This is a genomic window from Xenorhabdus sp. TS4 (genome assembly GCF_014467265.1).
GTDB lineage: Bacteria > Pseudomonadota > Gammaproteobacteria > Enterobacterales > Enterobacteriaceae > Xenorhabdus > Xenorhabdus ehlersii.
Window position 1 is genome coordinate 27,621 of the sequence record NZ_NKHQ01000011.1, and the last position, 15,380, is coordinate 43,000.

Sequence of the window (15,380 nt, forward strand, 5' to 3'; positions counted from 1 at the left end):
AGTTGGCTTATACTTTACTTGCTATTTTGTATTTTGGATAGTTCTTTCAAAAAGATAGTTATTTCAAGATAATAGCTATTGAAAAATAAGGAAAATATAACTTACTTTAGCTTACTTAGATAACCGTAGCAATCAGGTTTAATCATAAATGAAACCATAATGCATATGGATTCATTTATGATTTAATCATTTTAATTTAATGTGTTTTTAACATTAAATTAATATTTATTTAATGGATAATGCTATGTCTGAAAAATTTGTTCAAACCATCTCAAGCGTTAATTATAACAAAGGCGTATTCTCTCTCTATTTTGTAGGCCAGGAATCGAATCGAATGGCGAATGGTATGCTGGCGGAAAATGATCAGGAATTACAATTAAAACAAGTGATCCATATGCCTGCTTCTGGTTTTATGTATATGGTTTCTATGGTTAAAAGTATGCTTGAAGATCCAAGAATGGAAGCCGAAATCAATAAACTGATTGCCGCTGGCTTTTTACCTATGCCTGAGATCAATGAAAGCGAAAAATCTGTTGAAGCAGAAGCCGCTGAACCTAAAAAACGTTCAACACGCAATTCTGAAACAGCAAAATAGTATCAGTAAAATTCTATCAGGCGTTGCTAACCTATGATGATTACACATCAACCAGCAACACTGAGTGCGAATGAAATACAGGCAATGATTGGTGGGGTGATGTTGCTTTGTCAGCACTCCCCCTTGCACCGACGTTATTTAGTTGCTGAATGGCAACAACGTATCTTGCCATCATTCCAGCTTAATCAGTTTTGCTATTACGAAGATGAACATCAACGCCCAGTTGCTTTTTGTAATTGGGCTTTTTTGTCTGACAGCAGTCGGGATGCAATTCTTTCCGGTGAGCGGGAAATTGTGCGGGAAGATTGGCGTTCCGGCCAGCATATCTTTTTTCCAGAAATGATTGCGCCTTTCGGACATGCGCGTGACATTGCCTGCGATCTGCGTCGGCGTGTCTTTGCTGCATGGAAAGGGCAAAAAGCCTGCACAGTCAGGGGAACTCTGGATGTTCCAAATAACCGCTGTATCCGTCGGGTACAGTGGTTCACTGTTTAATTTTTTTTACCCAATATCAGGATTATTTTATGGGAAAGTCATCTAGCCGCAGTGCGGAATACTTCTTTACTGAGAGATACGAAGATGATGATGATGGAAACACAATACATGCCTTCGGTGTCGGTATTAATGGTGTCATTAATGCTTATGGTGGAAATGACAACATAGTTGTCGGTTCTATTAACGTGACAGTCAATACCACGTGGGGCGATGACACTATTTCGGGAGCGACTGGCTATCTGAAAGTCAATGACACGACTGGTAATCTGACAGTGAAAGGGGGTTCTGGTTTCACTTCAATCAACAAGACACAAAGTGGGCTAATCAGATTTGAGGGCGCCGCTGGTGGAGTGAAAATCAATCATACCGGAGACAAGAGTGGCATCTCTTATTCTGGCGCTGCTGGATATAATAGTATCACTCGTAAGGGCTTACAGGGTGATATTAGCTTCAAGGGAGCTGGTGCATACAACGAATTCTGGCATGAAACTAATCAGGGAAATTTCTATTTCGCTGGAGCTGGTGGCGCAAACAAGATCGATCGTACCTGGTTTAACCGTTATCAGGGTTCACGTGGTGATTTGACATTCAAGGGTGCCGGAGCTGCAAATATCATTAGCTCCCGAGTTGAGAATGGCAACATTGATTTTGAGGGGGCGGGAGCAGCCAATAATATTGTCCGTAAAGGTAAAATTGGCGACATCACATTACGTGGTGCAGGCGCATCTAACCGTGTTGAACGTATTCGTCAGGTGGATGACGTCTACTCTGAAACCCAAGGAGATATCCGGTTTGAGGGGGGGGGTGGATACAATAGCCTCTATTCCGATGTTGCACACGGTAATATCTATTTTACGGGTGTCGGCGCTTATAACGAAATTACCCGTAAAGGAACAGCCAATGATTTCAATAGTGAAGGGATAGAATACGCTAAAGCGGAAGAGGTTGTGCTGACAACGGCAACCATGAGTGGTTCATGGATTGGCAACTCCCATCAGGTGGCAGGGTTTAAATCGACGCGGGAGTTGAATACTTACCTGTTTGCGTTTGAAGATGGGACTTACACTAAAATCAACAAGGTTCAGCTCCGTAATGATCCCGAAACGGGCAAGCTGAGATACGTTTCGACCGCCTGGTATAAAGAAGGAAAGCATCTTAAGGGGTTGGAAAAACAAGATATCTCAAGGCGAGGGGGATTTAATTCAGTCGGTGAAGACGGCGCATACACGTTGTCAAACCTGACTGTTGAGCAGCGGAAACAGGTAACGGTTTATACGGTTGAGAAAAAACTGACGGAAAACCAATGGGTGAATTATGGCAATGGTGTCCAGATCGACGCGGCAGATATCACTTTATCTGATGCCAAAATGGGGGGTTATGCTATTTACCGCGATGGAACCACCGTTGATGTAAAAGCTGTCAAATCCAACCGGATGCCAAACACCTATATTTATGGTAAGCAACTTGGCAAACATACCAAGGTTGTGGTGGTTGAGCTAAGGAACGACCCAAAAACAGGAATGCTGCAATATCTTGCTCGTCCCTTATATAAAGAAGGCTACCATACAGCAAATTTGGCGAACGAAAATATCTCCCCCGCCAATGGCTACCAATATATGGGAACCGGCAGCTACTCGCTAAGTGATCTTCATTACAGTGTTAATGCTGTGCGCACAAATTCCAGTCGTGTGCCTGATATGCATGAATATAGCGATCTGGAGCTGTTCAAATCGGCAACTGGCAATGGTGACAGTTCTGGGGATATTCATTATGCCGGTGCGGGTGGTGGTAACATCATTAAATCTAACGTTACCCGTGGTAATGTCAGCTTTAAAGGTGCAGGCATTGCGAATGTGATTGAACATAGCTCTGAGTTTGGTAACACCGAATTCGATGGTGGTGGTGGGGCAAACGTCATCATCAAAAAAGGCAAAGAAGGTAACCTGAATTTCAATGGTGCTGGCATTGCCAACGTATTGCTGCACCAAAGCCAGCACGGTGATATGAATGTCAATGCGGGTGGGGCAGCAAACGTATTGGTTCGCGTTGGGGATGGCCGCTATCTTGCTCACCTTCTGGCTGTTGGCAATATCTCCATTCATAAAGGCAATGGCAACAGCCGTATCTCAATGGGTGGTGGTTTTAATACCCATACCCAAATCGGTCATGGTAATGCTTTCTGGACTGGTGTTGGTGGTGCTAATGTCCTGACCCAAATGGGGAACGGTGACGTTTCATCAATACTGGTTGGTGGCGCCAATGTTCTGACCAAAGTGGGTAAAGGCGATTTGCAGTCAGCCATGTTTGGCGGTGCCAATATAATTACCCACATTGATAATCATGATGCTTCTTATTCCGGCTCTTCAAATACATCAGCAATTGCGCTGGGCGGTGCCAACATTCTGACTAAAAAGGGCAAGGGTGATGTACAGGCTCTCATGGGCGGTGGCGGCAATGTCCTGACACATATTGGTGATGGTAAAACCACCGGTATTATGCTGGGCGGCGCGAATATCCTGACCAAAGTCGGCAATGGTGATACTACAGGTATTATGTTAGGTCTCGGTAACGTTTTGACTCATGTTGGTGATGGGCAAACGTTAGGCATTATGGGGGCAGTAGGCAACATCTTCACCAAAGTGGGTGATGGCACAACCATTGCGGCTATGATTGGTGCTGGCAATATTTTCACCCATGTCGGAGAAGGAAATGCCTGGGCGCTGATGGGGGGGAAGGGCAATATCTTCACGAAAGTTGGCAATGGTGATGCACTGGCACTGATGCTGGCATTGGGTAACGTCTACACGCATATTGGCGATGGTATGAGCGTTGCCCTGATGATCGCCAAAGGCAATATTGCGACCAAAGTCGGCAATGGTGATGCGCTGTCAGCCATGATTGGCAAAGGCAATGTCTTTACCCAGATTGGTGATGGTTCCACTTTCGCAGCCATGATTGGTGGGGCAAACGTGTTGACCAAAGTGGGTGATGATCTGACAGCGGCACTGATGGTGGGTGAAGCCAACATTTATACCCATGTCGGAAACGGCACCAGCATTGGTTTGTTTGCAGGTAAAGCCAACATCATGACGAAAGTGGGTGATGGCACAACATTGTCTGCCATGTTTGGCGAAGCCAATATTATGACCCATGTCGGTGATGGCTTGACCGGTGTATTGGCATTAGGCAAAGCCAATATTGTGACAAAAGTTGGCAATGATTTCATGGGCGTTGTGGCAGCTTCCGAAGCTAACGTGGTGACTCATGTTAATAATGAAGGCAATAGCACCACGGCAGCCTTGTTAGCGGGTAAAGGCAATATTCTGACCAAAGTGGGTGATGGAACCGCGGTCGGCCTGTTGATTTCTAAAGTCGGCAATATCATGACCCATGTTGGTGACGGCACGACGGTCGGGTTTGCGAAAGGTGAAGGCAACATTATCACCAAAGTGGGTGATGGGTTGGGCATCAATGCCGCCTGGGGCAAAGCCAATATTTTCACCCATGTTGGTGATGGTGATCGCTATAACCTCGCCAAAGGTGATGCGAATATCATTACCAAAGTTGGCGATGGTCAGGAAGTTAGTGTTGTTCAAGGGCAAGCCAATATTTTCACCCATGTTGGCAATGGTGATGACTATACCGGCGCCTGGGGTAAGGCTAACGTAATGACCAAAGTCGGCGATGGTCGCAATGTTGTGCTCACCAAGGGCGAAGCCAATATCGTGACTCAGATTGGTGATGGCGATAGTTTCAACGCGTTATGGAGCCAGGGCAATGTTGTCACCAAAGTGGGTGATGGCATACAAGTGACCGCTGCCAAAGGTAAGGGTAATATCACAACCACGGTGGGTAATGGCCTTAGCGTGACTGCGGCTCATGGCGACCTGAATATCAATACCAAAGTCGGTGATGGTGTTTCCGTCAATGTGGCTTGGGGTAAATTCAACGTCAATACTCGTGTGGGTGACGGCCTGAATGTTTCAGTTATGAAAGGCAAGGGCAATGCCAATATCCGTGTGGGTGATGGCCTGAATATCAATGCTTCTTATGCCCGTAACAACGTGGCAATTCAGGTGGGTAATGGTGATTTCTATAGCCTTGCGGTGGCGGAAAGCAATACACAGAGCAATAAACTGGATGCGCTGTTTGACAATATCAAACAGACAGTACTTGGTAGCGCCGGCAGCCAAGGCATCAATTATCTGGTAAATGGCGATGAAGCGAATACATCGGGAACCCATAAAGGACGTGGTGCCATTGAGCTGCCGGAAGTTTCCTCTCTGAATGGCTTTAAGCTGACAGAGATGGATGAAATCACTTCTGACTTGAAGGACAGTCTGAAAGGTTCTGTGACGGGTGTTGATACCCCGGATATGGGGAGTATCGAGAAGACACTCGGCAACGAAAAACACCTGAATCCAAAAAATCAGTCACGCAACTTGATCGTCAATGGTGATTTTGAGCAAGGCGCCAAGGGATGGACATACACCAATGGCATTGAAGCGAGTCATTCAGCTAAGTCATACGGCCTGAGTGCAGAAGGGCATGGCGATCGCGTCAGTGAGCTTGATGTCAAGGGTAACACGCATATCTGTCAGAATATCCAGAATTTGACAGAGGGTGAAGAAATTACCGTCAAGTTCGATTTTGCAAGACGAGTTGGCAGCTCTGCGGATAATGGGCTGGAAGTGTGGTGGAATGGCGAGTTTGTTTTTGCAGCTGCCAATGGTAAAAGCGAGTGGCAAAACAAGACACTGACCTTAACCGCCAAGGCAGGCAAAAATCTACTGGGATTTTCTGGAATCGGCTTGGGTGATGGTTTGGGTTACGTTCTGGATAACGTTTCTGCAACTTCATCATCTTATCTGTCAGACCGTGCCATTACTGACCATATGCAGCAGGATAAGGCTGCCCATAACGCCTTGCAGGATAAGGAAAAAGCAGAAGCTGGTCGCCAGCGTTTGGTTCAGGAAAAAGATAAACAACTGGCAGCGATTGCTGGCACCCAGGCACAACTGGAAGCTACCGATCTGGATATTCTGAACGCTAATGGTCAGACGCAGCGTGATGCGATCAAGGGCGAAGCCCAGGCGGTAACAGATGAACTGATGGCGAAAGTCAAAGGTTTGGAAGCGCTGGAAACCCATGCCGCCTATCATGGAGAATCAGGCCAACAATGGCGTGATCAGTTTGCTGTTGGTTTGCGGCAGCGTATTCAGTCCGAATTGAACAACGCTAGCGAAATTGCGCAAAACCAACTGGATAATTCACAAAAAGCGGCAGCGGAACATCTGGATAATATCAAGGATGCCGTCGCTAAATCAGAAGCAGGTGTACTTAAGGCTGATCAAAACCATCAACATGCTGAGCAGGATGTTGAAGAAGCGTTGATCCAAGCCAGAAACAGGGAAAAAGAAGCTCTTGATCGTGAGCTAAGGGCCAGACAAGCAGAACATGATGGCAACGTAGCAGCGCAGCAAGCAGAGCAACATGGTCAGAATGAAGTCTCCGTGGCAGACAGTAAAACTGTGCAAGTACAAAATGATGCCAAGGGTTCGAAACTGGATGGTAGCTATCAGCCGACCCGTACCGGCGCAAAAGGCAGCGGTTTGTCTGGTAAAGCCTATGAATCCCATTACTATGACGACGTTGAAAAGGCAGAAAAATCCAAGAGTAATATCAATTCTGAATTCACTGTTCAGGCAGATGGCCGATTCAGCAAAGAATTGCAAGATCTGGATAACGATCTGAGCGAACTGAACGATGCCAAAGAAGCCCTGAATCGCTTGCAGATCAATGCGGGAATACGCGCTAAAAAAGAGTCTGGCGCCTCTGCTCTGACATCTCTGCATACCGAAACATCAGTCGATCAGCCTGTCAACCAGTCCATGGATACCGTGACTGAATGGGTCAGGAATACGCCGAGAATTTCAGGATTAGATCTCAGTGGCTTGCAAGCACTGGGTGAAACTTTGGCTCAACCAGAATCCATTGATACGTCAAAAGTGTCTGCGACGGCAATAAAGGCACAAAAAGTAGCTGATGTTTATCGCTGGCTGGATAGTGACAATGGCGCTGCGACAGATAGCTACATTCCTGTCCCTGGTTTTAACCGTGTTGATGCGGATATTCCTGCTGATCTCAGACAGAAAATGGTGACCTTTGTTGAAGGCTACCTGAATGCTACGGAAAATAGCGTACCGAAAGATCAGGTTATTTCACTAGCGAAACTATTTGTTGATGCCACAATTGATTACGACTGGGATAAGCGCGTCGAATTCGTCTCAAGACTGGAAAGCTATGGCTATAGCTTCGAACCTGTACATGGCGATAAGAGCATCGTTTCATTTTGGTCTGGTAGAAACTTCAAGCAATACCGTGAAGTTCTTGATGCAGTACAGACTGATGGCAAGAAGGTAGTTTACGATATTGATGTAAAAGGTAACTCTTTTGCCATTGATCTGAACAAGACGCTGATGCGTTGGGGAGGGATATTCCTCGATTCTGACATTGCGGAACAGAAAGCCTTGCAATCGACCATTAACGCTTCGGCATACAGCAATACCGGATTCTGGAGTTCCCTCTATGCAACCGGATCACGTGATGATGTCTATGTCATTGCGGAAGGCGGATTACGTCTTGGCAACTATTTCTGGAATGTTGAATTACCTGTATTGCGTCAATTGCAGCGTGAAGGCTTGGTAGGGGAAATTCGCCTGCTGGATAAAACGGCCAAAGCATATCAAGGTATGTCACCTGAATCCATTGGACGCAGATTGACAGAAGCGGGTGTTTCTGTAAAAGCGCGTTTTGATTCACTCAGCTTTGCAGAGCAGGAAAAGCTGCTGGCATTGAACCCTGACAAGTATAAGCCGGATACATTGGTTGATCTGGATATCAAAACCAGTGCCATTGATAACCTGCTGAGCCAAGCATTGCCATTCTATGGATTGCGTACAGAACGCAATTTGTTGGTACGTGCATCTGATACTAAAGGCTTTGAAATTCGTCCGTGGCCGGGTAATAACAATGATAGTTTCAAAACTATTATGATGGAAAACCCAGAAGATTCAGCTCAGATTAAATCTATTGAGCGTTTTATTCTCGCCAACTATAACAATTACGACCAATTGCCTGATGAGTTGCATCTGGTGAAAGATCGCATTGTTTCCCACGATCATGGGCGTACCCGTATTATTGCGGAAAAAATCGACGGTAGCTGGAGCTATAAACCGAAAACTGATTTGATGTCTGTAGGGGAGTTGCGGGAAGCCGCTTACGTTAAAGGTAAGATCCTTGGTGACAGTTATCGGCATGTGTTAGATGCCCTCAGTAACTATCAAAATACTTTGCAAAACAGCAAGGATAATGACTTTGAAGCAGTGGAAAAATTAACTGATCTGCTGCACCAGGTTGAAAGTTATTTGAAGGGGCATCCAGATTCAAAACGAGTTCCTGCGTTACAAAATTTGTTGTCACAAGTGAGTGTCCGTCTGGAAGAATCGCTGGTATTAACGGAATTTACGGTGAGAAGTGGCGAAAAAGTTGCCATTAATAATGATGGTACGCCACCGCGTGACAGAGAACCGTTCAATCCAGTGACTCGTTTCCTGAACGATGAGCTTTATGGCTCCAGAGAAGATCGCCGTAATATCGATAATCACACCCAAATAATATTGGATGCGGCTGTCGCCAAAGGTGCCGCGGATAAGATCACCCTACAGGGTGAAGCCGGGCGTCTAACGGGTTATTACCATAGTGGTGCTCAAAAAGATCAGGGTGAACATAGTCCAGCGAAAAAAGTTGTACTTTTCATTCACGGTTCCGGCTCATCTGCGGAAGAACAAGCCAGCATTATCCAAAATCATTACCAAAAACAGGGTGTGGATATGTTGGCGGTGAACATGCGGGGTTATGGTTCCAGTGATGGTCATCCAAGCGAAAAAGGGCTTTATCAGGATGCCCGTACCATGCTCAGCTATTTGGTTAATGACCGTGGCATCAAGCCTGAAAATATTATTATCCATGGCTATTCCATGGGTGGGGCGGTAGCGGCGGATCTTGCCCGTTATGCAGAGCGCAACGGACAGCCAGTTTCGGGTTTGTTGCTTGACAGGCCAATGCCAAGCATGACCAAAGCGATTACCGCCCATGAAGTACCAAACCCTGCGGGGATCACGGCGGGGCTGGCTAAATTTGTTAATGGTCAGTTCTCGTTGGAGAAAAATCTGCAAGGCATCTCGAAACAGACGCCAATCATGCTATTGACCGATAATGAAGGATTGGGCAAAGAAGGGGAAAAACTGCGTGCCAAGCTGGTTGTAGCGGGTTATCAGGTATCGGGTGAACAGACCTTCTATGGCCATGAAGACAGTGGATTGATACGCCAATACGCCGATCTGATTGTCTCAACACTTTCCGAACCTAAGCGTGAAAGTGGTAGCGTGAAGGCAGGCTTGTTGGAAAAAATGGTTTACACCCTGTTTGATGTGAAATCAGGTGGAAAAGAGTTGGATAAATACTCATTCCATTTCACGCAGGGAGAGTCTCTGCTAAATAATCTTGAGAAATTGGTACCGGAAATTGGCAATGTACTCCTGACTAATGGGAATCACGTTGAGTCAAAAGAATTTCTGGAAGGCATCTGTTTTGCCTTATCTGGCCGTTACCTGATAGAAGAGCGAGTACATGGAGTCGGTGGTGGTAAAGCGTATTTATCGTGGCTGACGGATGCGGTCAAAGCCTACAATGACAATAGTGTGAATAAAAAGAGTGATATCAATTCGATTGAAGCCTCTTTGCTTAATCAGTATCGCCGCCAAAATATTGGTCCGGCAATTCAAGATCTGCTGTCAATGCAGTATAGCCAGACGCAAAATATGTCTAATTTGGTAAACCGCAGGAAAGCCAATCAAGCTTATGGCGGCAAGCTAAAAGCCAACGGGCTGACAGGAGATAGAATTGACCGCTCGATGAGCAATGATGTTGCTGGCTATGAGTCTGTCATGGAGCAACTACGCAATGTGGATAAGACGACATATATGTCCTTTATGTCTGAAGATCACGCAATGGCCGTTGTTGTGCATAAAGGGGAAAATCAAACCGTTTGGTCATTCTATGATCCTAACTTTGGTATCAAGTCATTTGATAACTATAGCGATTTTGAACACTTTATGGACTCTTTCCATAAAGGAATACTAACGGGATATCAATCCAAATTGGGTTATGAATATGTCGCCAGCAGAGAAGAAAACCAAAGTTTCTATGTTAACTACAATACGTTTGAAGATGGCACCATTACCCATTATGACGGAGTCTGGAAACAGGCGCGTGCAGGTGAACAACAGTACGTATTGCGTGCACTGAAAGAGCAGGGTAAGGCATTTAAGCTGGGTTCAAATGTCACAGGACGAGTGGTTGATTACGGTAACGATGCCGTGACGTTAGAAGTGACAACGAAGAAAGGTGAGAAAGTCCTGGTTGAAGTTGAAAGTAACAATTTCAGGCAGGCGGCTAACCTTGTGCAGTCGAATATCGATAAAGTCGTTGCTAATTCGGAAAATGGTAAATTTACACTCAAAGCGTCGGCGGAAAATATTACCAAACAACCAAATGCAGGGCAGAGTGCGACTGATGCGTTTGATGTGAAACCTCAGTCTGATGAATCAAAAGTACTCAAAGGTATCAAGAGCGACCTGAAACGTTACGGCGAAGCACTAAAACCACAGTCATCCAGCCCAGGTAAAAAACCGAAAGATATTCGCACAACGGAGGATTTTTTAGCCGGCTACAAGCAGGGTCATGCGGAGCAGGTGGTGAATGGCTTCCGTCCAAACATGAATATCAAGCAATTGGTAGATTTGCTGGTTAAAGGTAACTGGAGTCCAGAACAAAAAGGGGCTTTGGCCTGGGAAATTGAAAGCCGCGCCTTAAAAGTCACCTTCCAGCCAAGAGCTGAGAAATACAATCGCTTGTTCCGTGATGTCGCTTCAACGGGCATTGCTGATACTAAGGCAAGCGAACAACTGGCACCACAGTTGTTATTGTTGAATCTGTCAAATGATGGTTTTGGCGGACGTTGTGATCCATTATCGAAACTGGTTCTGGTTGCGAAACAACTTGAAAATGATGGTCAGGATGGTGTTGCCCGTCAATTGCTGGAAAAAATGTATTCTTCGGCGGCTGTACTTAGTAATCCAGATCTGTATTCTGCAACTGAGCGCGCCAACGCGGATAAGCTGTTGGGCTCTTTAGCAGCACTGCATGCCAAGAACCCGATGGCAGACACATTTATCAAAGTGTGGAAAGAGAAACTGGAAGACACGAAAGCACTGACAGTAGATGGCGTGATCCAGAGAATTACCGCTGGCAATACAGAAGATAAACCCGTGTTGCTTGAACTGGATGGACCAGACCATGCAATGGCGGCGTGGGCCAAAGGAAATAGTGAGGATCGTGTTTATGGTTTCTATGATCCAAACGTGGGGATTGTTGAATTTTCGTCAGCGGAGAAGTTTAGTGCTTACGTGACGCGTTTCTTCGGTGAATCCGATCTGAATATGGCACAAAGCTACAGGTTGCCGAAGAACGCAGCAGGGGAAAGTGTTTTCGAGCGTGTAGCAGTCATTGATGGTGAGGTTTTGGCAACTTATCGTCCAAGAGCGGCTGATAAAATCACTATGCGAGACATGTTAGAACTGCCGGTATTTGATGATACCTCAATCAAGAAACCGATAGGGATTGATGCGGCTGATGGTGTAAAAAAACCATTAAGTGATAACTCGCTGGAAAGCCATATGCACGTGAATAACCAAGATGTTAATTCTTGGGAAGATATTGCGGTCAAACCACAGCCTGAAGGTGGCGATAGCCGCTTTGCTGGTCAGGTTATTATCCAGACAGAAAATGATCCTGTGGTTGCGGAAGCCGCTGCGAACTTGGCGGGTAAGCACCCGGATTCCAGTGTGATCGTTCAGCTTGATGCCAACGGTCAATATCGCGTGGTGTATGGTGATCCGGCTGTTTTGTCCGATAAATTACAGTCCGGCAAATTACGCTGGCAGATTGTTGGGCATGGACGTGAAGAGTTAGCGCAGAATCATACGCGCATGAGCGGTTACAGTGCGGATGAACTGGCCTTGAAACTGAAACAGTTCCGTACTGATTTCAAACAGGTGGGGAGGCCAGATCATATCAGCCTCGTGGGTTGTTCTCTGATAGGCGATGATAACCGCAATGGTTTCGCCCATCACTTTATTTCGGAACTGGATAAGCTGGGTATCCGTACCACCGTATCGGCGCGCAGCAGTGAGGTTGCGGTAGACAGTATTGGCCGTAAATACACCAAAGATGCGCAGGAACAGTGGGTACACAAACTCACGGATAATAAGCTCGTGTTGGGGTGGAATGACAAAGGTGAATTGGAAAGTCACTCTGAACGTGTTCGCCGTGGTATCGCTGAAAATGACATCAACTTATCCCGCGTGGGTCAGACTGAGGTTGCTGCAAAAGCGCAAGGCGCTATTGCGGACAATGCCGAGACATTCCATGCGCCAAAACAACGTGATACGGCAGATAACCATTCAACAGTAGTATCATCAAATAACCAGCTGAGTTATTCCGGTAATATTCAGGTACAAGCTGGTGATGGTGAGTTTACGGTCATTAACTGGGGAACCACCAATGTAGGTATCAAGGTCGGTACAGGCGGCTTTAAGTCCATGGCCTTTGGTGATAACAATGTGATGGTCCACATTGGTGAGGGTAACAGCAAACACAGTGTTGATATTGCCGGTTATCAGGCATTGGAAGGAGCACAACTGTTTGTAGGCAACCGCAACATCAGTTTCAACATAGGACGCAGTAATGATCTGATCGTCATGCTGGAAAAATCCATTCCGACACCACCGTTGGTTAACCCATTTGACGGTGCAGCACGCATTTCTGGTGTATTGCAAAACATTGCCGGATCGTTTAACTCACCGGACTGGTTAGCTACACAAAACCAGCAATGGACATTGGAAAGTGCGAAGAAATATGTCAGTGATCTGTCCGGTCTCGATTTAACCAGCAGTGTAGACTATAAAACCCTGACAGATCTCGACTCGCAAAATGAACGTAGCAGCCGTGGCCTGAAAAATGATCTCGAAAGCACATTGAACAAGAAATACAACCAATGGCTGAGTGGAAATGGCAATACTCCTGAAATGGGCAAAATCAGTCGGGCGGATAAGTTCCGTCAAGCGAATGAAAAACTGGCCTTTAACTTTGCCGTTGGTGGGCAGGGTGCTGATATTCAGGTAACGGCGGGTAACTGGAACTTTATGTTCGGTGACAATATTCAGTCGATTCTGGATACCAACCTGGGATCGCTGTTCGGCTTGATGACGCAGGAATATACCTCAACGGGGATGGCAAAAACCACGTTTACCTTTAGCCCAACGGACTTGCCTCGTCAGCTCAAAAATAAATTGTTGGGGGATCTGGCAGGCGTCAACGCGGATACCACGCTGGCAGATATCTTTGGCGTAGATTATACCCCGAAAGGTGATATTGTCTCCCGTTCAGGCCAGCCTGTTGATGGTGTCGCTATTCTGCGTCAAATGCTGGAAATCATCGGTGAATTCAGTAGTGATCAACTGCAAGCCTTCACTGATCAAGAAAAACTACTCGATAGTCTGAAAGCTAGCTTGAATATGGGGGCTGATGGTGTGAGATCTTTTGCTGAAAGCCACGGCCTGAAAGCAAAAGCACCTGATGAAAGTCAGGAAGGGCATGTATCCATCAGCAAAGGGGATGAATCAACACCGGAAACAGCAGATGTACAGGCAGATCGCCCCGTTGGTTTGACTTCCCTGAACCTGCCAAACCTGTTTGCAACGCTGTTCAATCAGGATAAGCAGGCCGAGATGAAATCGCTGGTCACTAACCTGAAAAAGAACCTGACAGCTGATCTGTTGAACATAGAGGATAAAACCTTCGACTTCCTGCGTAACAGCGGCCATCTGCAAGGAGACGGTGATATTCACGTTTCCCTTGGTAACTACAACTTTAACTGGGGGGGTGATGGTAAAGATCTCGGTGCGTATCTGGGCGATAACAACAACGTCTGGGGCGGCCGTGGTGACGACGTCTTCTATTCCGTAGGAACCTCGAATATTTTCACCGGCGGCCAGGGTAATGATGTGGGTGTTATGATGGGGCGTGAAAACATGATGTTTGGCGGTGCGGGCAACGATGTTGCGGTATTGGCTGGACGGATTAACTACGCCTATATGGGAAGTGGCGATGATCAGGCCTTTGTCTTTGGTGAAGGTGGCATGGTTGATGGCGGCAAGGGACGCGACTATATCGTGGCTTCCGGCAACTTTAACCGCATTGATGCGGGAGAAGATCAGGATTACGTTGTAGCCATTGGTAATAATAACCGAGTGGATTTAGGCGAAGGTAACGACTTTGCGACAGTATTCGGTAACTATAACCAGATCGATGGTAATGTGGGCAACAATGCCATCAAACTGATGGGTTATCACGCTATCATCAATGGTGGTACAGGTAATGATCACCTGATTGCCGATGTGGTATCTAAGTTCAGCCAGCTTAACGGCGGTGATGGTGATGATCTGCTGATACTGGGCGGATACCAAAACCGCTTCAAGGGTGGCACGGGCGTGAATAGCTTTGTGGTCAGCGGTGATGTGATTGATAACGTAGTTGAAGATATCAAGCAAGGTGACAAGATTATTTTCAATGATATCAATGGGCAAAACCTGTGGTTACAACGCAGCGGTTACGACTTGGTGCTGTTGACCCAGCGTAATGTCAAAGATACCTCTGCACAGGGGCAGTTTGAGGCAATGGGTTCTGTGACGTTCAACGACTATTTCAATGGTAACCGTGCGGATATCATCACCCAAATGGGGGATAAAGATACACAGGGCGAGCGTGAATATACGGTACTTTCTGCCAATGCGGTAGATTCTCTGGTGCAGGCTATGAGTGGATTCGCGCCTAATATGGGAGACAGCGGCTTTATTGATTCGCTTGATAGTAAAACGAAGTCAACCATTATGACGGCGTGGTCTGATACCATAAACGGGAAATCTAAACTTGCCTGATAGTTTTATTAACTGATCTTGATTAATAAATGGCCCATGAATGTGGGCCATTTTTCAATTAACGTGTTATCGGGATTTACGTTATCCATCTATGATTGCTTGTAAGATGGCTTGCCTCTTTTGTAACTTCTTCGGGATCTTCCTTTTTCACTGTCGTAGCTTGGGTGGAA

At 46.2% G+C, this 15,380-nt stretch carries 3 protein-coding genes; all 3 read left to right on the forward strand.

Annotated features, from left to right (window positions below; genetic code table 11):
* Positions 1–244: 244 nt before the first annotated feature.
* The 3 genes from Xets_RS27840 to rtxA are packed head-to-tail and all read left to right on the forward strand — an operon-like array spanning position 245 to position 15,210.
* Entirely contained in the window at positions 245–595 is a 351-nt protein-coding gene (locus tag Xets_RS27840; RefSeq protein ID WP_099131121.1) for a peptide chain release factor 1, read from the forward strand.
* Positions 596–628: 33 nt separating this feature from the next.
* Positions 629–1,090, forward strand: coding sequence for an RTX toxin-activating lysine-acyltransferase RtxC (rtxC, locus tag Xets_RS27845; protein ID WP_099131122.1), 462 nt, complete (start codon positions 629–631; stop codon positions 1,088–1,090).
* Between the two features lie 29 nt (positions 1,091–1,119).
* Positions 1,120–15,210, forward strand: coding sequence for an MARTX multifunctional-autoprocessing repeats-in-toxin holotoxin RtxA (gene rtxA, locus Xets_RS27850; RefSeq protein ID WP_187651116.1), 14,091 nt, complete (start codon positions 1,120–1,122; stop codon positions 15,208–15,210).
* Positions 15,211–15,380: the final 170 nt, after the last annotated feature.

Coding starts and splice junctions, on each gene's coding strand:
- rtxC (WP_099131122.1), top strand. CDS start 629: ATGATGATTACACATCAACCAGCAACACTGAGTGCGAATGAAATACAG.
- rtxA (WP_187651116.1), top strand. CDS start 1,120: ATGGGAAAGTCATCTAGCCGCAGTGCGGAATACTTCTTTACTGAGAGA.
- Xets_RS27840 (WP_099131121.1), top strand. CDS start 245: ATGTCTGAAAAATTTGTTCAAACCATCTCAAGCGTTAATTATAACAAA.